Consider the following 20,090-nt stretch of genomic DNA (forward strand, 5'->3'; position numbering starts at 1 on the left):
CAGGCTCAGGCCGTGATCCGGGCCTGCCGGCCCGAGGCGAACCGGCTGAGGGCACCGGTGGCGGCGAGACCGCGCACGGCGAACCACGAGAGCGCACCGGCGATGACGGCACCGCCGACGACGGCCGAGATCGTGTAGATCACGATGAACTCGGTGGCGGCGCCCGGGTACCAGAGCAGCAGATCGTTCACGGCCATGCCGAGCCCGGCGCCCGCGCCGGCGAGGATCGCGACGGGCAGGGTCCAGCGGCGGTACAGGAAGAGCAGGAACACCAGCTCGGCGCCGAGGCCCTGCACGAGACCGGCCTCGATCGTGAGGAACCCACCCCACTGGGTTCCGACGAGCGCCGAGACGACGGCGGCCAGGGTGGAGGTGTAGACGGCGGCACCCGGCTTGCGGATGACGAGGCCGCCGAGCACGCCGGCGAAGAGCCAGACGGCCGCGAGGGCCGCCTGCATGCCAGGCAGCGCCACCTTCAGCGGCGAGCTGACCGTCTCCCAGGCGAGCCCCCATGCCCAGAAGATGACGCCGGCTGCAACGCCGAGGACGCTGGCGACGACGATGTCGACGACCCGCCAGCTGCCGATGCGTGCCGGAGCGGCTGCGGAGGTGTGATCGTGTGGTGCGATTGTTGCATGCACTGTTCGTGCCCTTTCGTTCGATGAAAAGAGGGCACGGGTATGAGATTGTTTCTGCCTCCCTGCGCTGGCATGATCCAGATCAGGTTCGACGGTCGAAGCTTGATCAGCTTCCTCTCAGCCCGGCTCACCGGACTCCCGTGTTCGTCATCGAGTATAGCCCCGCTGCGGCGGCTCGGCATGCGCTGCGCAACACAGCGGCTAGCATCGCAGCATGGGCATTGTGATCTTGCTGCCGTTGGCGGCGCTGATGATCGCGCTGCTCGCGCTCTCCGTGCGCCGCCGTCGGCGAATCGCGGCCGGCCTGCCGGTTCGCATGGCGTTGTCCGACCGCCTTGCCGCGCTGCGTGCGCGCTACCGCACGCGCTGACTCGCGGCGGCCGCGCTTGCGTCGGGCGCTGGCGTCAGCTCTTGAGTGCGCGGATGACGCGGGACAGCGCCCAGCCGGCGACGCACACGAATGGCGTCGCGACCGCCAACAACGAGACGACATTCGGCTCGAAGCGGAGCACGCCGTCGCGTTTGACATAGGCGCCGATCGGCACGGCCGCGCCGCCACCGCCGCCACCTCCCAGCGCGGATTCTGACGAACCCTTCTCCGGCGCCCCACCACCGCCGAAGCCGTACCAGGCGAGAGCCACGGGCACCATCGACTGCCCGTCGATCTCGACCTTGTCCCCGTAGACCATCGACGCTCCGCCACCGCGGACGGAATCGGCCAGCTGCACAGCAATATTGCTCATGCCGACACGCTACCCCTCGGGCGGCGACCTGACCAGTGCCGCCGGCTTCAGCATGCCCTTGCCGAACCGTGCCGTGACCTCGTCGACGGCCAGTTCCGCCTCCCGCCATTCCTCGTCCGGGTCCCACAGGCCGAGGCTCCCGCCACCGACGCCGAGTTGCTCTGCGCGGACGCCGATGAGGCGAACGCGTGTTCCGGCGGCGCCCAGCGCGTCGAATGCGGCGAGTGCCTCCTCGTAGATGCGCCGGCCGACGTTGGTCGGCTCGGCCAGCGTGCGCGACTTCGTCACGGTGCTGAAATCGCTGTAGCGCAGCTTCAGCACCACGGTCCTCGCCACGAGCTCCGCGCGCCGCAGACGGGCGGCGACGTCATCCGATTGCCGCAGCAGCGCACGCCTGATCTCTCGGATGTCGGTGATGTCGTAGCTGAAGGTGGTCTCGTGACCGATGCTCTTCTCTTCGCGCTCCGTGCTGATCGCGCGTGGGTCGAGGCCGTTGGCGAGGCTGTGCAGTTTCAGACCGAGCGCGGGGCCCAGCGTGGATTGCAAGACGCCGAGCGGTGTCTCCGCGACATCGGCAACCCGGTTCAGACCGAGCTTCTTCAGCTGCGCCTCGGTCGCGGCTCCGACCCCCCAGAGTGCGCTGACCGGGAGCGGATGCAGGAACGCCAGCGTCTGCTCGGCCGGGACGACGAGCAGGCCGTTCGGTTTGGAGCGCCCGGAGGCGAGCTTGGCCACGAACTTCGTCGACGCGACGCCGACCGAGCAGGTCAGCCCGGTCTCCGCGAGGACGCGGGCACGCAGCAGTTCTGCGACGACGCGCGGTGAACCGAGCAGCTTTGCTGCGCCGGAGACGTCGAGGAAGGCCTCGTCGATACCGAGGCGCTCCACCAGCGGCGTCATGTCGTCGAAGATGGCCATCACCTGCGCCGAGAGTTCGGCATAGCGGTGCATCCGCACCGGCACGACCACGGCGTTGGGGCAGCGCCGGAGCGCCAGCGCCATCGGCATCGCCGAGTTCACGCCGTAGCGACGGGCCTCGTAGTTGGCGGCAGAGACCACGGAACGGGGTCCACGGCCTCCGACGACGACTGGTTTGCCCGCGAGCTCCGGATTGTCAAGGAGCTCGACCGACGCGAAGAATGCGTCGAGGTCGACGTGCAGGAATGGGGTGCGCGAGTCGTCGGCGCCGGGTGCACTCACCTGCCGCGTCGACCCGTCTTGCTTGCTCACCTCTCGAGCGTAACGCCGACCGCTGACAGCGGGGTCGGCACCTGAGTTTCAGCGCCCATTTTCGCTGCCCGCTCAGCGCAGCGTCTTCTCCGCTCCTGCCACCCGCTGGGCGATGTAGATGGGAACGATCGAGATCAGCACGAGAACCACGGCGATGACGCTGACGATCGGGGCCTGGTTCGGCCGGAACATGTTGTTGAGGATGAAGATCGGCAGCGTGGTCACGCCGGAGCCCACGGTGAATGTCGTCACGATGATCTCGTCGAAACTGAGTGCGAAGGCGAGCAGGCCCCCCGCGAACAGGGCCGACCGCAGCTGCGGGAATGTGATCAGGCGGAAGGTCGTCCAGAGACCGGCACCGAGGTCGGCCGATGCGTCCTCGAAGTTCGTGCCGAGGCGGCGGAGGCGCGCGATCACGTTGTTGAAGACGGTGACGATGCAGAAGGTGGCGTGGGCGATGACGACCGTCCAGATCGAGAGCGGCACACCCATGATCGTGCGGAAGAAGTTGTTCAGCGCGATACCGGTGATGATGCCCGGCAGCGCGATGGGGAGGATCACGAGCAGGCTGACCGCCTCGCGCCCGAAGAACTCGAAGCGCTGCAGTGCGATCGAGATCAGTGTTCCGAGCGCGAGGGAGACGACCGTGGCCACAAGCGCCACCTGCACGCTCGTCAGCACGGCCTCAAGGGCGCCGGCACTCTGAAATGCCTTGCCCCACCACTCCAAGGTGAAGCCGGGCGGGGGCCAGCTCAGGCTCTGGCTGGTGCTGAAGGAGTTGATGAAGACGACAGCGAGCGGCAGGTAGATGACCGCCAGGATGACCGCGGTCACCGCACCGAGCACGGTGCGCGAGATTCGACTGAGACGCATCGCAAGCTCCTAGAGGTTGTCGAGGGCGCCCGTGCGTCGCACGAGGGCCAGATAGGCGAAGATGATCACGATCGGAATCAGGGCGATGGCGGCGGCGAGGGGCAGGTTGTTGGCGGCTCCGACATTCGTGTAGACGAGGTTGCCGAGCATCTGGCTGGCCCCTCCGACGATGTTGACGGTGATGTAGTCGCCGAGCGAGAGCGCGAAGCTGAAGATCGAACCGGCGATGATGGCCGGCCAGATGAGCGGGAGCACGATCAGCCGCAGGGTCTTCCAACTCTTGCCTCCGAGGTCGCCGGATGCCTCGAGCAGGGAATCCGGCACACGCTCCAGCCCGGCATAGATCGGCAAGATCACATACGGCAGCCAGAGGTAGCTCAGGGTGATGATCGTGGCCGGCAGGCCGTAGCCCGGCGTGCTCAGGCCGAGCGGTGTGAGCAGCCACTGCAGGATGCCCTCCTGGGACAGCACGGATCGCCACGCGTACGCCTTGACCAGGTAGCTCGCCCAGAGCGGCATCAACACCGCGATGAGCAGCACGCGCTGTGCCCTAGCGCTCGCGACCTTCGCCATGAAGAAGGCGATGGGCAGTGCGATGACGACATCGATGATCGTCACGAGCAGAGCGACACCGACGGTGCGCACCGTGACCGTCTGGTAGAGCGATCCGGTGAGGACCGTGATGATGTTGTCGAGAGTCCAGGTCTGCGAGATCTCGCCGGTGAAACTGTCGACGCTCCAGAACGCCGTGACGAGCAGCGCGACGAGGGCGACGATGTAGACGACGCCGAGCCAGAGCAGCGGCGCCGAGAGCAGAAAGCCGAGCCTCAGCCGGGGATGCTTGCTGAGGAAGACGGAGCCGCGCCTGGCGAGACTCTGCCGGGGAGCCGGGACCGGGCTTCTGCGCGGTGGCGAGGCGACAATGCCCGTCATCGAGGTGATCTGTTCATGTGCGTGGTCTCTCTGGTCTGGTCGGATCGAGGAGGCATGTTTGAGGGCTGGTGGCCGGTCCCGCGACCGGCCACCAGGCTCTCTGGACTAGCCCTTGATTTCCTGCCAGGCCGTCGTCCACGCGGCGTAGTCGGTGCACTCGACATCCGTTCGACCGTCGAGGCAGTCGGCGATCGGAGTCGACCAGTACCAGATCTTGGACGCGTACTCGGCGTCACCCGCGTGGTACGCCTCGCACGAACCCTCTGAACGGAACTCGCATGCCTCCTGGTTGGACGGCGCCTCACCGAAGTACTCGGTGGCCTGCGCGTTCGCCTCCGGGCTGGCGATGTAGTCGAGCCAGGCGTACGCGCAGTTCGGGTTCTCGGCAGCGGAGGCGATCATCCAGGTGTCCGACCAGCCGGTCACGCCCTCTTCTGGCAGCGTGACGGCGGCCGGTGTCCCCTCAGCGAGTGAGTTGGCGATCACCTGCCAGGTCGTCCCGACGACGGTGTCCCCGGATTCAAAGGACTGGATCGTCTTCAGGTAGTCGGACCAGTACTCGCCGATGTTGGTGCGCTGCTCCTTGAGCAGCTCGACAGCCGCGGCGAGCTGCTCCTCGTCGAGGGCGTACGGGTTCTCGATGCCGAGGTCGGGCTCGTGCGTCATCAGGTACATGGCGGCATCCGCGATGTAGATCGGGGAGTCATATGCCGTCACCTTGCCCGCGTATGCGGAGCTCTTGTCGAACACCACGTCCCACGAGGTGGGCGCGGGGGTCACGACGTCGTTGTTGTACATGAGCAGATTGGCGCCGTAGCCGTGGGGAACGCCGTAGGAGACGCCGTCGACGCTGTTCCACGACTGCATCTTGAGGAAGTCGTAGATGCCGCCGTAGTTCGGAATCAGATCGGTGTTCACCGGGGCGACATCGCCGGCGGCGACCAGCCGCAGCGAGGCATCGCCCGACGCGGCGATCACGTCGTACTCGCCCGTCTTCATCAGGCTGAACGCCTCATCCGATGTGCCGTAGGTCTTGCTGGTGACCTCGCAGCCCGTTTCTTCTTCGAAGGGTGTCACCCAGTCGACTGCCGGGTCGTTGCTGCCGTCTTCGACGTAGCCGGGCCAGGCGAGGATCGACACGGCACCCTCCATCTCACCGAGTTCCGTCGCGGCCTCACCTCCTCCGGTGCTGTCGCCGCTCGTGCCACAGGCCGTGAGCGCCGTGAGCGAGGCCACGGCGAGCACTGCGATGGCCGCGCGCCTCCCCGCTGAGTACATGGTGTGCTTCATTGCAGTCTCCATCTCATTGTGTGCGTGGTTGTTGTGTGGTGGTCATGAGGCCAGGGCGATGATGTCGCGCTCGTTCCAGGCGACGGTCACCCGGCTGCCGCGCTCCTCGGAGGCGAGCCGGCCGCTGTCGTTCTGCTCCAGCGCGACGACGCGCTTGCCGGCATCCAGATCAATGAAGATGCGGGTGCTGTTGCCGACGTAGACGAGTTCGGCGATCGTGCCGTGGGCCGCGTGCTCGCCCGGTGCGGACGCCGCGCGCTCCCCCGCTGCGATCGAGAGCTTCTCCGGGCGGAGCGAGTGGGCGCCGCCCCGGCCGAGCACACGCTGCGAGAATGCGTCGTCGAAGATGTTCGATGTTCCGACGAAGCCCGCGACGAACGGGCTGATCGGCCGCTCATAGATCTCGCTCGGCGTGCCCAGCTGTTCGATCTTGCCCTCGCTGAACACGGCGATCCGGTCGCTCAGCGTGAGCGCTTCCTCCTGGTCGTGGGTCACGAAGATGAAGGTGATGCCGAGCTCACGCTGCAGTTCCTTGAGCTCGACCTGCATCTGCTCGCGCAGCTTGAGGTCGAGCGCGCCGAGCGGTTCGTCGAGCAGCAGCGCCTTGGGCTCGACGACGGTGGCCCTGGCTAGTGCGACACGCTGCCGCTGGCCGCCGGAGAGCTGCGCAGGCTTGCGGTCGCCGAACGAGCCGAGGCGCACCTTTTCGAGTGCGGCCCGCGCCCGCTCGCGGCGTTCGGACTTCCCCACCCCGCGCACCCGCAGGCCGTACGCCACGTTGTCGAGAACGCTCATGTGCGGGAACAGCGCGTAGTCCTGGAACACCGTGTTCACATCGCGGTCGAACGGGGCCTTCCCCGTGACGTCATGCCCGAACAGCTCGATCGTTCCCGCGCTCGGAATCTCGAAGCCGGCGATGAGCCGGAGCACGGTCGTCTTGCCCGAACCGGACGGTCCGAGCATCGAGAAGAACTCGCCCGGTGCGATGTCGAGGTCGACACCGTCGACGGCGTTCACCGCGCCGAAAGTCTTGGTGAGCCCGCTCAACCTGATGGCCGGTGCTTCTGTTGACACGCTCGCTCCTCCGTCTGCAGGCCCCTCGATTCGACCTCGTGGAATGAATCATATGGTTCCAGATGTCATCACGGGAAGCTTTATGTTACGGTCATGTCACAACTTGCGAGGAGGGTCGATGCCGCAGTCCATTCGTGCCGCGACGCTCACGCGCGCAGCGGTGTTCACTCCCCTGCACACCGAGGGGCGCGCCGAGCTGGTCGAACAGCGGCTGAGCGATGCCATCGTGTCCGGCGTGCTGCCGGACGGCGAACGGCTGCCGAGCGAGCTCGAGCTCGCCAAACAGCTCGGCGTCGCCGTCGTCACGGCCAGGGAATCGCTCGAGGCCCTGCGCTCGCGTGGCCTCGTGACGACGCGGCGCGGACGTGACGGCGGCAGCTTCGTCACCTTCTCCGGGCACGCGCGCCACGACATCCTCGATCAACGCGTCGATGCCCTCGCCCGCAGCGAGATCCGTGACATGGGCGTTCACTACTCGGCGATCGCCGGCATGGCGGCCGAGCTGGCCGCGGACAGGGCCGGCCCGCTCGACGTTGAGACCCTGCAGACCATCGCCGCGTCGTTCGACGTCTCGGAGGAGGGCGCGGCCAGGCGGGCGCTGTCGCGGTTCCAACTGGAACTGGCCGCACTCAGCCAGTCGGCGAGGCTCGTCCGGGAAGAGCTGCGGCTGCAGGCCGAGTTCGGGCCCGTGCTCTGGCTGTGCCTCAGCGAGCCGGAGCATCGGGAGCGCAGCCTCGACGTTCTCCTCACCGTGACCGCGGCGGTCGAGGCCGTCGATCCGGATGCCGCGCGCCGGGAGTCGACGCGCCACATCGCGATGGCCGTCGACTGGCTCGTCGCCCGCAAGAGCATGCTGGCGCAGCAGCGCGAGAAGATGCCCGCCTGACCCCACCACCCCCACCCGTCCCGCCACAATGAAGTGAGCACCGATCATGACGATCACCGAGTCCCCCGAAGTCAGCCGCTGTGTCGACGGCATCAGCGCGACATTCGACAGCGTCTTCGGGCGCGTCGCCGCGTGGCGCGGCGCCTTCGAGCAACGCATCGGAGGAGCGCGGCCGAGCTCGGCCGAGCTCGATGCGCTGGTCGATGAGATCGTGCTGCCGCAGTTCGCGGCATCCGACAACCTGATCATCGGGGCAGGCTTCGTCGCGGCGCCCGGGTACCTCAGCGACGCCGAATGGCACATCTCGTGGTGGCTCGGTCAACTCAACACCTTCGGCGTTGGCGGTGCGGCGCCCGAGATGCGCCGGCTGCTCGCCGTCGAAGACCCGGAGTCTGAGAGCTTCCGCGACTACACGGCGCTGGAGTGGTGGCGGGTGCCCGTGCAGACGGGAGCCCAGCACATCACCGGGCCGTACGTCGACTACCTGTGCACCGACGAGTACACGCTGACCCTCACCGCGCCCGTGTACGACGACGGCTCGCTCATCGGGGTGGTCGGAGCGGACCTCTACGTCGACGACATCGAATCGGTGCTGCTCCCCCGGCTGTACGAATTGGGCACGCCGACGACTCTCGTCAACGCCTCGGGACGAATCGTGGCATCGACCGACTCACACCGTGCGACGGGATCGCTGCTCCGGAGCGACGGCCTCGCCGCCACCCTCGGGGCGAGCGCGGCTGCGGCAGCGACCGCCGAACGCACCGTGCTGCTACCGGGCGGCGAACGCGTCGTCGCCTGCGGCGATACGAGCCTCTCGCTGGTGATCGGACCGAACTAGAAGCCGAAGTCCCCGCCGCCGAAATCGCCGCCGCCGCCGAAGTCCCCTCCGCCGAAATCGCCGAAGCCGCCGTCAGAGGCCCCCGCGTCTGCTCCGGCGTCTGCCCCGCTGTCGGCGCCGGCATCCGCCCCGGCGTCGCCACCGTCCGCCGAGGTGCTCTCGCCGATGGAATCCGGGATGAAGGCCTGGGCAATGGCCGAGCCGATCACCACACCGGCGATCGTGCCGAGCATCGAGCTGCCCATCATGCTGCCGAAGCTGGGGCCTGCGCCACGCTGGCCGGAGAAGGAGCGCTCCAGGGTGCCAGGGGCCTGCAACTCACGCCTGGTCGCCGCCTGCGCGAGGGCCCGGGAATCGTCGGAACGCGGCTGCTCGCCGGCCGGGGCGCCATCGCTCAGCTCGGCGAACACCGCGGCGCGCTGCTCGGGGGTGAGCCGGGCGAATGCCTCGGCGTGGGCCTGTTCGATGGCCTCGGGCGGAGCGGTGCGCAACAGGTAACGGTAGCGTTCGATCGCCACCTCATCGGCGCTGCGCTCGCGGGGAATCGCCGTGCGACGCTGCGGTTCCGACGGGGTCTGCGCCCCGAACAGCCAATCCATGATTCCCATGTCGGTGTCCTCACCTTCGATGTCGCTTCCCATAACTCTAGGCAGTGCGCCGGCATGCAGGCTGCATTGCCGCTGTGAGCGTGCTGCATATGCCCCGAGGCATTCTCGGTGTCTGCCTTCACATGCTGCGCGGTGAATCCGGCCGAAACTCAATCGACAGTGCCAGAATGAGCACGAGCACGGTCACTGGATGAGCCGGAGTCGCGATGAGAAGATCGGCTGTACCTCAAGCGAACAATGCGGGCAGCGGTGGCGCACCCCATGAACGCGATACCGTGCTGGATCTCGTGCGTGTTGCCTGTTTGGCGCTCGTTGTCATCGGACACCTCCTGATGGTCGGCGCCATCATCATCCCGAGCCAGGGGCTTGTCATCCGCCCGACACTGCTGGAACAGCCGTGGCTGGCGCCGATCACCTGGTTCGCGCAGATCATGCCGCTGTTCTTCATGGTCGGTGGCGTCGTCGGTCTGGGTTCGTGGGAGCGGCTCGAGATTCGGGGCGGCAATGCCTCGGACTTCATCCGATCGCGGATTCTGCGCCTGGCCCGCCCCGCAATACCTCTCTTCGCGTTCTTCACGGTCGCGATCGTGGTGTTGCACGTGGTCGGAATCGCTCCGGAATCCATCTGGGCCATGGCACGGGGAGTCGCCTCCCCGCTCTGGTTTCTCGCCGCTTACACCTTCACCCAGGCGTTTCTGCCCGGAATGGCGACGTGTCACAGACTCGCGCCACGCACGACGCTCGCCGCGCTCGCCGGTGGCGCGACGACGCTCGAGCTGGCGCGGCTCGGTACCGGCGTCGATGCCCTCGGCCTGCTGAACATGACCTTCGTCTGGCTCTTCGCCCAGCAGCTCGGCTTCTGGGTGGCCGACGGCTGGTTTGCGCGACGCTCACGGTGGAGCATTTTCGGCATCGCCGCCGGCAGCTTTGCCGCACTGCTGCTGCTCGTCATGGCCGGCTACCCGGAGAGCATGCTCGACAACCTGAATCCCCCGACGCCGGCCATCATCGTGCTCGCGGTCGGCCAGTGCAGCCTGCTCATGCTCGCCCACCCGCTGCTCAGCCGACTCATGCGACTACGGAGCACCCGGGCCATCGTTGGCGCCGTCGGCGGCCGTCTGATGACGATCTACCTCTGGCATCTGCCCGTGTTCGCGCTGGTCGTCGGGCTCCTGCTGCTCACCCCACTGCCCGCGGCGGCGCCGGGGAGCGCCCTCTGGTGGTGGAGCCGGCCGGCCATTCTGGCGCTCTCCGGGACCGTGCTGTACGCCCTCTCGATTCCGCTCGGCCGACTCGAGCAGGCGCCGCCAGCGCTTCCTCGCGGAATGCATGTCAGCGACAGTGCCATCGGAATCTCGGTCAGTCTGCTCGTGCTGCCGCCGTTCTGGGTCACAGTCTTCGGGATGACGTTCTGGGTCGCGCTGGCCGGCACCGCGGCGCTCAGCATCGCCGTGATCGCCCAACGCCCCCTCGGATACACCGAGAGGTCGTTGGCGCCGGGCTTCAATGGGCCGGAATCGGCCAGCTGAGCGATGGCCGCGCCGGTGCGTGCTGAACACCCCCCTCAGCCTGCTCCGCAGACGGAAAACGGCCCCCGCCCGCGGTCGAGACCGGGGGTGGGGGCCGTTCGGAACAGCGGGGATCAGGCGTTCGCGCGCTCCAAGACGAGCTCGCGCACGCGGGCGGCGTCTGCCTGGCCCTTCATGGCCTTCATGACGGCGCCGATGACCGCACCGGCGGCCTGCACCTTGCCGTCGCGGATCTTCTCCAGCACATCGGGCTGGGCGGCCAGCGCCTCGTCGATGGCGGCGATCAGCGCACCGTCGTCGGACACGACGGCGAGGCCGCGCGCGTCGACGACCTGCTGCGGAGTTCCCTCGCCTGCGATGACACCCTCGAGCACCTGGCGGGCCAGGCGGTCGGTCAGGGTACCGTCCTCGACGAGCCCGGCCAGGGCAGCGACATCGGCCGGGGACACCAGGCTTGCGGCGTCCGCATCGGCGGCGTTAGCCAGACGGGCGATCTCGCCCGTCCACCACTTGCGCGCTGCTGCCGGGCTGGCACCGGCGGCGACCGTCTCGGAGACCTCGGTGAGCAGACCGGAGTTCTGGATGTCCTGGAACTCGAGCTCGGTGAAGCCCCACTCGCCCTTCAGGCGGCGGCGGCGGATGGCCGGCTGCTCTGGAAGCGCGGCGCGCAGCTCCTCGATCAGCTCGGTCGACGGCACGACGGGCAGCAGATCGGGCTCCGGGAAGTAGCGGTAGTCGTCGGCGTCGCTCTTCGGGCGACCGGCACTCGTCTCGCCCGTGTCCTCGTGCCAGTGGCGCGTCTCCTGCGTGATGCTGCCGCCCTTGGCCAGGATGGCGGCCTGACGCTGGATCTCGTAGCGCACCGCACGCTCGACGGAGCGCAGCGAGTTGACGTTCTTGGTCTCGGTGCGGGTGCCGAGCGGCGCGGGCGCGGCGCCCTCTGCCGCACGCGGACGCAGCGAGACGTTGGCGTCACAGCGCAGGTTACCGCGCTCCATCTTGGCGTCGGAGATGCCGAGTGAGACGACGATGTCGCGGATCGCGGCGACGTAGGCCTTCGCGATCTCCGGCGAACGGTGCTCGCCGCCATAGATCGGCTTGGTGACGATCTCGACGAGGGGTACGCCGGCACGGTTGTAGTCGACGAGCGAGTAGTCCGCGCCCTGGATGCGGCCGCTCGAGCCACCGATGTGGGTGAGCTTGCCCGCGTCCTCCTCCATGTGAGCACGCTCGATGGGAATGTCGATGAGCGTGCCGTCCGCAAGCTCGATCTCGACGGAGCCTTCGAAGGCGATCGGCTCGTCGTACTGCGAGATCTGGTAGTTCTTCGGGGTGTCTGGGTAGAAGTAGTTCTTCCTGGCGAAGCGGCTGGACTCGGCGATCGAGCAGCCAAGGGCAAGGCCCAGGCTGATCGAGTAGCGCACGGCCTGCTCGTTCACGACGGGCAGCGTGCCTGGCAGTCCGAGGCAGAGCGGGCTCAGGCCCGTGTTCGGCTCGGCACCGAACTCGTTCGGGGCGTCGGAGAACATCTTCGTCTTGGTGTTCAGCTCGACGTGCACCTCGAAGCCCATGACCGGCTCGAAGAGTTCGAGTGCCTTGTCGAAGTCCATCAATTGTGCGCGGGCCATCAGCGGGCACCTTCCTCGGCCGCAGCCTTGATCAGTTCGAGCAGGTCCGGAGCCTGCTCCAGCAGGTGTCCGCCCCACTGGGCGACGAGCAGCTGCTCGAGTGCGCCGCCGACGTTGTAGAGGCGGGCGTCTTCGTGTGCCGGGGCAAGGAACTGGATGCCGACGGGCAGACCGTCTTCATCGGCCAGACCGGCCGGCAGGGTGATGCCGGGGATGCCGGCCAGGTTGGCCGGGATCGTTGCGATGTCGTTCAGGTACATCGCCAGCGGGTCGTTGAGCTTCTCGCCGAGCTTGAACGCCGTGGTCGGCGCGGTGGGCGAGGCGATGACGTCGACCTGCGAGAACGCGGCGGCGAAGTCGCGCTGCACGAGCGTGCGCACCTTCTGGGCGCTGCCGTAGTAGGCGTCGTAGTAGCCGGCGCTCAGTGCGTAGGTGCCGAGGATGATGCGGCGCTTGACCTCGGGGCCGAATCCGGCGTCGCGGGTGGCGCTCATCACGTCTTCGACGGTTCCGCCGCCCTTCGGGTTCACCCGGAGGCCGAAGCGCACAGAGTCGAACTTGGCCAGGTTGCTGGATGCCTCTGCCGGGAGGATCAGGTAGTAGGCGGCGATCGCGTGCTCGAAGCTCGGGGCCTCGAGCTCGACGATCTCAGCGCCGTTCTGCTCGAGCAGCGCCAGTGACTCCTGGAAGCGGGCCATGACGCCGGCCTGGAAGCCGTCGCCCTGGAGCTGCTTGATGACGCCGATCTTCAGGCCCTGCACGTTCGCGTTGCGCACGGCATCCGCCATCGACGGCCACTCGCTGCGCAGCGACGTGGAGTCGTGCGGGTCGTGCCCGCCGATGATGTCCTGCAGCAGAGCCGAGTCGAGAACGGTACGGCTGACCGGGCCGATCTGGTCGAGCGAGGATGCCAGCGCGATGGCGCCGTAGCGGCTGACCGCTCCGTAGGTCGGCTTGACTCCGACGGTGCCCGTGACGTGCGCCGGCTGGCGGATGGAGCCGCCGGTGTCGCTGCCGAGGGCGATGGACGCCTCGTAGCCGGCGACGGCCGCGGCGGACCCGCCGCCCGAGCCACCGGGGATGCGGTCGAGCGCCCAGGGGTTGCGGGTGGGACCGTACGCCGAGTGCTCGGTGGACGAGCCCATGGCGAACTCGTCCATGTTGGTCTTGCCGAGCGGGATCAGACCGGCTTCGCGCACCTTCTTGACGACGGTGGCGTCGAAGGGCGACATGTAGCCCTCGAGGATCTTGGAGCCGCTGGTCGACGGCATGTCGGTCGTGACGAGCACGTCCTTGACGGCGATCGGCACACCGGCCAACGGGCCGAGCTTCTCACCGGCTGCGCGCTGCGCGTCGACGCGGGCCGCGGCGGCCAGTGCCAGCTCCGGTGCCACGTGCAGGTAGGCGTGAACGGCGCCGTCGACGGCGGCGATGCGGTCGAGGTGGGCCTGCGTCGCCTCCACCGATGTGACGTCGCCGGAGGCGATCTTGGCGCCGAGTTCTGCGGCGCTCAGCCGAATGATGTCGCTCACTGCTCTTCTCCCAGGATTGCCGAAACCTTGAACCGCGAACCGTCGTGGTCCGGCGCATTCTGCAGTGCCTGCTCCAGGCTGAGCGTCTCGCCGACCACATCGGCGCGGAAGACGTTCTGCAGCGGGATCGGGTGGCTGGTCGCCGGGACGTCGGGGGTGGCGACGGCGGTCACCTTGGCGACCGAGTCAACGATCTGGTCGAGTTCGGTGGTGAGGCTCAGAATCTCTTCTGGGCTCAGGTCGATGCGGGCGAGCTGAGCGAGGTGTGCAACCTGCTCTGCGCTGATTCCGGACATGGGTCTCCGTGTGTCGATCGTGGGCTTCGCTCATGGGCTACGCTCATGGGCTTCGCTCGTGGGGTTCGCTCATGGGCTACGCTCATGGGCTTCGCTCGTGGGGTTCGCTCGTTCGTCGGAGCGTTCCGGACAATCCTACTTTGATGCCGGAGTCAGCGCTGCGAGCTACCGAAGAGCCTGCTGCCGTACTTCTCGAGGTGCTCGTAGGCCTGGCCATACGTCTCGGGGACCGGCGTGCCCGGCGGCGCGAACTTCGCGAGCAGCAGCCCGAGCAGGCCGCGCCCCGGGGGGCTGAGCGGCTTGTCCTTGCTCGCATTGCCCGCGTGCGGTGCCTCGGCCTGCGGGTTCGGCGGGATGTACTGCGGCGTCGTGTGCGGCCAGTTCACCGGTTGCCGCGGCGTCGTGAGGTTCACCGCATTGAACATGGTGTTCGCTGTCGCGTCCCGCTCGTTCAGCGGCTTCAGGCCATGGATGCGCGCCAGCGTCGCGCTGAGCGATCCGTGGTGCATCTCGTCGTTGATGACGGTGCCTGCCCGCGTGTACGCCGAGATCGCGATGGCGGGGACCCGGCATCCGAGGCGGTCGAACTCGAAGCCCATCTCGCCCGCGCGCGCATCGCCCGGCTTGACGGCCTTCGGCGGTGCGACGTGGTCGTAGGTGCCTCCGTGCTCATCGAAGGTGATGAGGAGCATCGTGTTCATCGCGTTCGAGCCGCTCGGACTCGCGCTCTCACGCACGGCCGAATAGATCTGGTGGATCAGGGCTTCGCCGGCTCGCACATCGGAGACGGCGCTGTCGACCACCTCGACGCCGTCCACGTCACTCTCGCGCAGCGCGCCAACCGGCGGGTGGAAGTCGTTGTGGTTGTAGACCATGCGCGGCTCGACGAAGGCGTACGCGGGCAGCGTGCCGTTCTTCACATCCGCGTAGAACCCGTCCATCGTGGCGAAGTGGCCGGTCTTCCAGTACTTCTCCAGCACCGGTGCGTGCAGCACCCCGGTGAAGGAAACGAGCTGCATGGCGTCGAAGTAGATGCGCCAGTCGACCCCTGCCTCCTGCAGCCTGTTGAAGATCGTCGGTGCGGCCGGGGCGTCGATCCACTTGTTGTAGCCGCCACCATCCTTGTTGGTGACGAAGCCGTGCGAGGTGGAGGCATGGAAGAACGAGCGGTTGCAGAACGTCTGCGACGGCACAGCGCAGAACCAGTTGTCGTAGACGGCGAAGTTCTGCGCCAGTGTGCTCAGCACGGGCAACATCTCCGGGCTGAAGGAGCCCATGATCGTTGCCAGCTCATCGGATGTCGGCGCCTTGCCCTTGTGCAGCTTCCGGTAGTGCACCTCGTAGTCCGTGACGAAGCCGTCCATTCCGGGCTTCGTCCCGGCCGGCGCGCCGTTGTACGGGGCCGTCATCTCTCCGACGGAGCGCCCCGCGTTGGCGGCCGGATCGATGCGGTTGAACAGTTGGGTGTTGACGTGCGGGTATTCCTCACCCGGGTCCGGCGATGGCGAGCCCATGATCTCGTCGGTGCTTCCGCTGTAGACGTGCGCCGAGATGACCGTGCCGTCCGGTGCCGTGTTCGAGTGATCGCCGAATGCGAGCCCGTCGAAGCGCTGCCCCGTCGGCAGCGTCTCCTTGTCGTAGAGGAAGCCCAGCAGGTTGTCGAAGGAGCGGTTCTCCCCCATCACCACGATCAGGTGGTCGAAGCCGGGCATGCTGCGGGGGTCGAGCGCGTGGTGCTCCCCGCGTTCGTCCGAGGCTCCGAGCGCGTGCCCGATGGAGGCCCCGATCGCGCCGCCTGCCGCCCCGCCGACGACGACTCCGGCCGCGGCGATGCCCGATGCCTGCAGGAAGCGCCTGCGGGTCGTGCCCGCCGGCTCCGGCTCGCCCGCTGTGCGGCTGGCAGGGGGGATCTGCTTCGCGCTGCTCATCCGGACACGTTAGCGCGCCTGGGCGAGGCTCGTACCGGGTGTGGCGCCGTCGGCATCCGTGACCCACGTTCCTCGCCCGATTCCGATCAGCGCGAGATTGCGCAGCGACTCACTGCCCGCAGCGAAGTAGGCGTTGTGGCCGACGGAGCCGCCCAGCGTCTTCTTGGTGAGCGGGTCCACTCCGCCGCTGACCCCGATGCGCATCGCACCGAAGGACTCTGAACCCGGGTCGCTTCCGTAGAAGGCGGTGTCGACGATCGGATCCCAGCTGGCCTCGCCGACGTACACCTGGTCATCGGCGACGCCCAGGTCGCTCGCGGTCTGGCTGGCGCTTCCGGGCGAACCGATCAGCGCGAGCGCGTCGATCTGCTCGCTGTGCCGTTGCAACGCGATCATCGCGGCCGTCGAACCGTAGGAGTGGGCGAGCACAGACAGGAACGGTTGATGTTCCCCGCGCGTCGCGCGAATGCCCTGCCACGACTGCTCGAGGGCGTCCGCGCCGCTCTGGGCGAGTTCGAGGCCACCGACGTTCAACAGATCGGGCGTCTGGTAGCCGAGCCAGGCGATCGTCGCGACGCGCGGAGGCGACTGCCCCTCCGGAACGTCCTGCAGCCATTGCTGCTGTGTGACCGCCAGCGTCGCGGCGGTGTCCGTCCAGTCGAGGATCTGCTGCTGCACCGAGAAATACATTCCGGGCACGAGGTAACTGACGTAGTCGGCGCTGTCGAGGTCGCCGATCACGATGACGGCCCGCCCGGACCCGCGCTCGTCGAATTCCAGCAGCGTGCGTTCCGGCTCCCCCGGCTTGCTCGTGAGGGCCGAGGCGACCGCCTCGAGCATGCGCTGCTGCTGGCCGAGCTTGCGACGCTCGCCCTTGCCGATGCCGGATGCCGCGCGCTCCCGAATCCCTTCCGTCGCCCGCTGCAGCGCATCCTCATTCGCAGGCCCCCTCACGGCGGCGGGAACACCATCGAGGGAACCGAGCACCTGTGGGACGCTCGAGGCCATGGCCTGCTGTGCGGTGGCCGGCATCGCGGCCCACCATGAGGTGATCTCTGCCGGCGCGATGCGCGCGTCGCGCACGGCATCCAACTGGGCGACGTTCTCTTGCACATAGTTGACGATCTCGCGCGGACTCAGTGCCGACAGGCCCCGCAACAGCGAGATTCCACCAGCGCGTTGCATGGTCGCCTCGTCGAGGACCATAGACGTGACGGAGTCGGCGTCACGGCTCACCGTGTCCGGCCCGATGCTGTTCCCGGAGAGCACGCCGATCTCCTGGCCCGAGGCGGCGAAGCGTTCAGCCGCAAAGATCTCGTGCGCCACGAAACTCTCGGCCACGCCCGTGAGGGCGACACTGGCCGAGACCATGAACGTGACGTCGGCGAGCATGCCCGGCAAGTCCCCTCAGCGTGTGTTCTCTTGACGCATTTCCCCCACGAACACTCCGGCCGGAGCCGCGATGCCGTAGGGGGCATTTCGCGCGTGCAACCGCACAAAGCTCATCGTAGCGACGGTGACCCCACGCGCGCCAGAGATATTGCCCCACATTCGTGGGTAATTTGTCCGGCGTCCTATTTTCCCCTACGCGTCGAGTGCGGCCGGTCCACCCTCGAGGAGCAGCCGGAAACCGTCGGCGTCGAGCACGCGGATTCCCAGTGCCTCTGCCTTGGCCAGCTTGGATCCGGCCCCGGGGCCCGCCGCGACGAAGTCCGTGTTCTTGGATACACTCGAGGCCGATTTGCCGCCGGCCGCGATGATCGCCTCCTGTGCGCCCTCGCGGGTGAAGCCGTCGAGACTGCCCGTCGCGACGACGGTGAGCCCGGCAAGGACGCCGCCTGCCGCTGCCGCGGCGCCAGGCCCTGGGTGTCCGGGAGTGCTGAATTGCACTCCGGCAGCGCTCCACTGCTCCACGATGTCGAGGTGCCAGTCGTGTTCGAACCACTCGCGAACCGATTCGGCGATGATGCCCCCGACACCCTCGACCTGTGCGAGCTCGTCCGCGCTGCATCCGCGGATCGCGTCGAGGGAACCGAAATGGTCGGCCAGGGCGCGGGCCGCGACCGGCCCGACGTGGCGGATGTTGAGCGAGACGAGAATGCGCCAGAGCGGTTTCGTCTTGGCCTTGTCGATCTCGGCGATCAGTTTCAGCGCGCTCGTGGACGGTTGGGGGCCGACGACCCCTGCCTTCTTCTCTGCCGCGCTGGCGTTGCGGCGGAAGGGGGTGCGCACCTTCGCGTTTCCGTCGTCATCGAGCTTGGGCAGGCCCGTCTCCGAGTCCTTCACGATGACCTCGATGGGCAGCAGCTCGTCGACGGTGAGCGCGAACAGTCCTGCCTCCGTCGGCAGCGGCGGGGTTGCCGGAACGCTCGGCTGGGTGAGCGCGGCGGCCGTCACCTCTCCGAGCACCTCGATGTCGAGCCCGCCGCGCGAGCCGATGTGCTCGACCCGGCCGCGCACCTGTGCCGGGCAGGCGCGCGCATTCGGGCAACGCAGATCGATGTCGCCCTCCTTCATCGCGCGCAGCGGTGTTCCACACTCCGGGCAGTTGGACGGCATGTGCCATTCGGTCTCGCTGCCGTCGCGGAGCTCGACGACGGCGCCGAGGATCTCGGGGATGACGTCGCCGGCCTTGCGCAGCACGACGGTGTCACCGATGAGAACGCCCTTCGCCTTCACGACGTCCTGGTTGTGCAGCGTTGCCTGGCGCACCGTCGATCCGGCGACCTTCACCGGTTCCATCACCGCGTACGGCGTTGCACGACCGGTGCGGCCGACGCCGACGACGATGTCCACGAGCTTCGTGTGCACCTCTTCGGGCGGGTACTTGTACGCGATCGCCCACCGCGGTGCCCGGTTGGTGGCACCGAGCTCGGCGTGCAGCTCGAGCTCGTCGACCTTGACGACGATGCCGTCGATCTCGTGCTCCAGATCGTGACGGTGCGAGCCCATCTCCTCGATGAACGCGGTCACCTCCGCGGTCTTGTCGAACACGCGGTAGTGCGGGGAGGTCGGCAGACCCCATCCCTTGAGCAATTCGTAGACCTCTGACTGGTTCTGCACCGGCGGCTCCGGCCATGCTCCGATGCCGTGCAGATAGAGCGAGAGCCGGCCGAGGCGTTCGCGCATGAGGTCCAGCCGCGCGTCGCCCTTCTCGGCACGGCGCTGCCGCAGGCTGCCTGCCGCGGCGTTCCGAGCGTTCGCGAATTCGGCGAAGCGGGTGGGGATATCTTCGTCCGACTTCAACCGGGCCCGCTGCTCCTCGACGTATGCGGCCTGCAGTTCGCGCTGACGGGCGTTCATCGCCTCGAAGTCCTCCGTGCGGATGAACACCTCGCCGCGCACCTCGAAGAAGGGCGGGAAGCCCTCGCCGGTGAGGCGACGTGGGATCACGGGCACCCAGTCGACGTTGTCGGTGATGTCCTCACCCGTCCGACCGTCACCGCGGGTGGTGGCCGTCTCCAGCACACCGTCGCGGTAGGCGAGGCTGATGGCGAGACCGTCGATCTTCAGCTCGCTCAGCCAGCGCACCGGCCGAGCGGCTGCTGCCGCGGTCTTCTCAGCCCACTCGGCGAATTCCTCGAGACTGAAGACGTTGTCGAGGCTGAGCATGCGTTCGGCGTGCTCGTGGGGAGGGAACCCGGATGCGACCAGTGCGGCGCCCACCTGCTGGGTCGGGCTGTCCTGGCCAGCCAGCTCGGGAAACTCGCGCTCGAGCGCCTCGAGCCTGTGCATGTCCTCGTCGTACTCGGCATCGCTGACGAGGCTGACACCCTCGGAGTGGTAGGAGATCCGGTTGCGCTCGATGCGATCGCGCAGCGCCTCCGACTCGGAACGGGCAGCCTCGAAATCATCGCTCGTCGTACTCACGCTGCAATTCTATGAGGAGCCACCGACGTGCACCCAGGATGGGCTCGTCGTCTTTGACTACGCCGCACCAGCATCCCGGGCCGTATCCGCTGGTTCAGCTTGTCGAAACCCCGCCGCGCCCTACTCGTTGAACTTGTCGCACCCCGTTGGTTGAGCCTGTCGAAACCCCGTCGGTTGAGCTAGTCGAAACCCGC

18 protein-coding genes and 1 riboswitch are annotated in these 20,090 nt (G+C 67.7%); of the genes, 4 read left to right on the forward strand and 14 right to left on the reverse strand.

All coding sequences use genetic code 11. From position 1 onward, the window contains the following. Window positions 1-5 precede the first annotated feature (5 nt). Window positions 6-641 (reverse strand): ECF transporter S component, encoded by a 636-nt coding sequence (locus ASC66_RS17630; protein WP_055842860.1) that lies wholly within the window; start codon window positions 639-641, stop codon window positions 6-8. Between the two features lie 39 nt (window positions 642-680). Next, window positions 681-790, reverse strand: a riboswitch (TPP riboswitch). A gap of 62 nt (window positions 791-852) precedes the next feature. Between ASC66_RS17630 and ASC66_RS18245 the strand changes: the two genes are divergently transcribed. Next, window positions 853-1,008: a hypothetical protein gene (locus ASC66_RS18245; protein WP_157509852.1), complete on the forward strand. Its 156-nt coding sequence runs from the start codon at window positions 853-855 to the stop codon at window positions 1,006-1,008. A 34-nt stretch (window positions 1,009-1,042) separates the two neighbouring features. Here the strand turns inward: ASC66_RS18245 and ASC66_RS17635 are convergent, their stop codons facing one another. The 6 genes from ASC66_RS17635 to ASC66_RS17660 all read right to left on the reverse strand — a co-directional run bounded on the left by ASC66_RS17635 (window position 1,043) and on the right by ASC66_RS17660 (window position 6,781). After that, the gene (locus tag ASC66_RS17635; protein ID WP_055842864.1) at window positions 1,043-1,381 is read right to left on the reverse strand and encodes a hypothetical protein; all 339 of its coding nucleotides are present in this window, start codon (window positions 1,379-1,381) and stop codon (window positions 1,043-1,045) included. A gap of 9 nt (window positions 1,382-1,390) precedes the next feature. Then, a complete protein-coding gene (gene dinB, locus ASC66_RS17640; protein WP_055842866.1) occupies window positions 1,391-2,611 on the reverse strand; it encodes a DNA polymerase IV in 1,221 nt (406 codons plus the stop codon). Window positions 2,612-2,683: 72 nt separating this feature from the next. After that, the gene (locus ASC66_RS17645) at window positions 2,684-3,484 is read right to left on the reverse strand and encodes an ABC transporter permease (RefSeq protein ID WP_055842869.1); all 801 of its coding nucleotides are present in this window, start codon (window positions 3,482-3,484) and stop codon (window positions 2,684-2,686) included. Window positions 3,485-3,493: 9 nt separating this feature from the next. Next, window positions 3,494-4,417 (reverse strand): ABC transporter permease, encoded by a 924-nt coding sequence (locus tag ASC66_RS17650; protein ID WP_082492494.1) that lies wholly within the window; start codon window positions 4,415-4,417, stop codon window positions 3,494-3,496. 105 nt (window positions 4,418-4,522) lie between these two features. Next, entirely contained in the window at window positions 4,523-5,707 is a 1,185-nt protein-coding gene (locus ASC66_RS17655) for an ABC transporter substrate-binding protein (protein WP_157509853.1), read from the reverse strand. Between the two features lie 42 nt (window positions 5,708-5,749). Further along, complete coding sequence (locus ASC66_RS17660; RefSeq protein WP_055842872.1) at window positions 5,750-6,781, reverse strand: ABC transporter ATP-binding protein; 1,032 nt, start codon at window positions 6,779-6,781, stop codon at window positions 5,750-5,752. Between the two features lie 118 nt (window positions 6,782-6,899). On the opposite strand from ASC66_RS17660, the gene ASC66_RS18250 reads away from it, so the two are divergent. Beyond that, entirely contained in the window at window positions 6,900-7,667 is a 768-nt protein-coding gene (locus ASC66_RS18250) for a FadR/GntR family transcriptional regulator (RefSeq protein ID WP_055842875.1), read from the forward strand. A gap of 46 nt (window positions 7,668-7,713) precedes the next feature. Next, a complete protein-coding gene (locus tag ASC66_RS17670) occupies window positions 7,714-8,505 on the forward strand; it encodes a cache domain-containing protein (protein ID WP_055842878.1) in 792 nt (263 codons plus the stop codon). Here the strand turns inward: ASC66_RS17670 and ASC66_RS17675 are convergent. Next, entirely contained in the window at window positions 8,502-9,113 is a 612-nt protein-coding gene (locus ASC66_RS17675; RefSeq protein WP_055842923.1) for a hypothetical protein, read from the reverse strand. The two genes, ASC66_RS17670 and ASC66_RS17675, sit on opposite strands and share 4 nt — an antisense overlap. A 275-nt stretch (window positions 9,114-9,388) precedes the next feature. Here ASC66_RS17675 and ASC66_RS17680 point away from each other — a divergent pair, with 275 nt between their 5' ends. Continuing rightward, on the forward strand, window positions 9,389-10,642 hold the full coding sequence (locus tag ASC66_RS17680; protein ID WP_055842880.1) for an acyltransferase family protein: 1,254 nt from the start codon (window positions 9,389-9,391) through the stop codon (window positions 10,640-10,642). Between the two features lie 113 nt (window positions 10,643-10,755). Here the strand turns inward: ASC66_RS17680 and gatB are convergent, their stop codons facing one another. The 6 genes from gatB to ligA all read right to left on the reverse strand — a co-directional run bounded on the left by gatB (window position 10,756) and on the right by ligA (window position 19,896). Beyond that, window positions 10,756-12,270: an Asp-tRNA(Asn)/Glu-tRNA(Gln) amidotransferase subunit GatB gene (gene gatB, locus ASC66_RS17685; RefSeq protein WP_055842883.1), complete on the reverse strand. Its 1,515-nt coding sequence runs from the start codon at window positions 12,268-12,270 to the stop codon at window positions 10,756-10,758. Further along, complete coding sequence (gatA, locus tag ASC66_RS17690; RefSeq protein WP_055842886.1) at window positions 12,270-13,802, reverse strand: Asp-tRNA(Asn)/Glu-tRNA(Gln) amidotransferase subunit GatA; 1,533 nt, start codon at window positions 13,800-13,802, stop codon at window positions 12,270-12,272. Before gatA ends, gatB begins: the two co-directional genes overlap by 1 nt. Next, window positions 13,799-14,098 carry an Asp-tRNA(Asn)/Glu-tRNA(Gln) amidotransferase subunit GatC gene (gene gatC, locus ASC66_RS17695; RefSeq protein WP_055842888.1) on the reverse strand — a complete coding sequence of 100 codons (300 nt, stop codon included), beginning with the start codon at window positions 14,096-14,098 and terminating at the stop codon, window positions 13,799-13,801. The genes gatA and gatC overlap by 4 nt, the downstream gene beginning before the upstream one ends. Before the next feature lie 152 nt (window positions 14,099-14,250). Next, window positions 14,251-16,026, reverse strand: a complete 1,776-nt coding sequence (locus ASC66_RS17700) for an alkaline phosphatase family protein (RefSeq protein ID WP_055842892.1) — start codon at window positions 16,024-16,026, stop codon at window positions 14,251-14,253. A gap of 9 nt (window positions 16,027-16,035) precedes the next feature. Next, entirely contained in the window at window positions 16,036-17,418 is a 1,383-nt protein-coding gene (locus tag ASC66_RS17705) for an alpha/beta hydrolase (protein WP_055842894.1), read from the reverse strand. Between the two features lie 192 nt (window positions 17,419-17,610). Beyond that, window positions 17,611-19,896: an NAD-dependent DNA ligase LigA gene (ligA, locus tag ASC66_RS17710; protein WP_055842897.1), complete on the reverse strand. Its 2,286-nt coding sequence runs from the start codon at window positions 19,894-19,896 to the stop codon at window positions 17,611-17,613. Window positions 19,897-20,090: the final 194 nt, after the last annotated feature.

Source organism: Leifsonia sp. Root4 (genome assembly GCF_001425085.1).
GTDB lineage: Bacteria > Actinomycetota > Actinomycetes > Actinomycetales > Microbacteriaceae > Microterricola.

Bases quoted from the DNA above. Each gene is read 5' to 3' on its own strand.
- ASC66_RS18245 (WP_157509852.1), top strand. From the start codon at position 853: ATGGGCATTGTGATCTTGCTGCCGTTGGCGGCGCTGATGATCGCGCTG.
- ASC66_RS17635 (WP_055842864.1), bottom strand. From the start codon at position 1,381: ATGAGCAATATTGCTGTGCAGCTGGCCGATTCCGTCCGCGGTGGCGGA.
- ASC66_RS17645 (WP_055842869.1), bottom strand. From the start codon at position 3,484: ATGCGTCTCAGTCGAATCTCGCGCACCGTGCTCGGTGCGGTGACCGCG.
- ASC66_RS17650 (WP_082492494.1), bottom strand. From the start codon at position 4,417: ATGACGGGCATTGTCGCCTCGCCACCGCGCAGAAGCCCGGTCCCGGCT.
- ASC66_RS17655 (WP_157509853.1), bottom strand. From the start codon at position 5,707: ATGAAGCACACCATGTACTCAGCGGGGAGGCGCGCGGCCATCGCAGTG.
- ASC66_RS18250 (WP_055842875.1), top strand. From the start codon at position 6,900: ATGCCGCAGTCCATTCGTGCCGCGACGCTCACGCGCGCAGCGGTGTTC.
- ASC66_RS17670 (WP_055842878.1), top strand. From the start codon at position 7,714: ATGACGATCACCGAGTCCCCCGAAGTCAGCCGCTGTGTCGACGGCATC.
- ASC66_RS17675 (WP_055842923.1), bottom strand. From the start codon at position 9,113: ATGGGAATCATGGATTGGCTGTTCGGGGCGCAGACCCCGTCGGAACCG.
- gatB (WP_055842883.1), bottom strand. From the start codon at position 12,270: ATGGCCCGCGCACAATTGATGGACTTCGACAAGGCACTCGAACTCTTC.
- gatC (WP_055842888.1), bottom strand. From the start codon at position 14,098: ATGTCCGGAATCAGCGCAGAGCAGGTTGCACACCTCGCTCAGCTCGCC.
- ASC66_RS17700 (WP_055842892.1), bottom strand. From the start codon at position 16,026: ATGAGCAGCGCGAAGCAGATCCCCCCTGCCAGCCGCACAGCGGGCGAG.
- ASC66_RS17705 (WP_055842894.1), bottom strand. From the start codon at position 17,418: ATGCTCGCCGACGTCACGTTCATGGTCTCGGCCAGTGTCGCCCTCACG.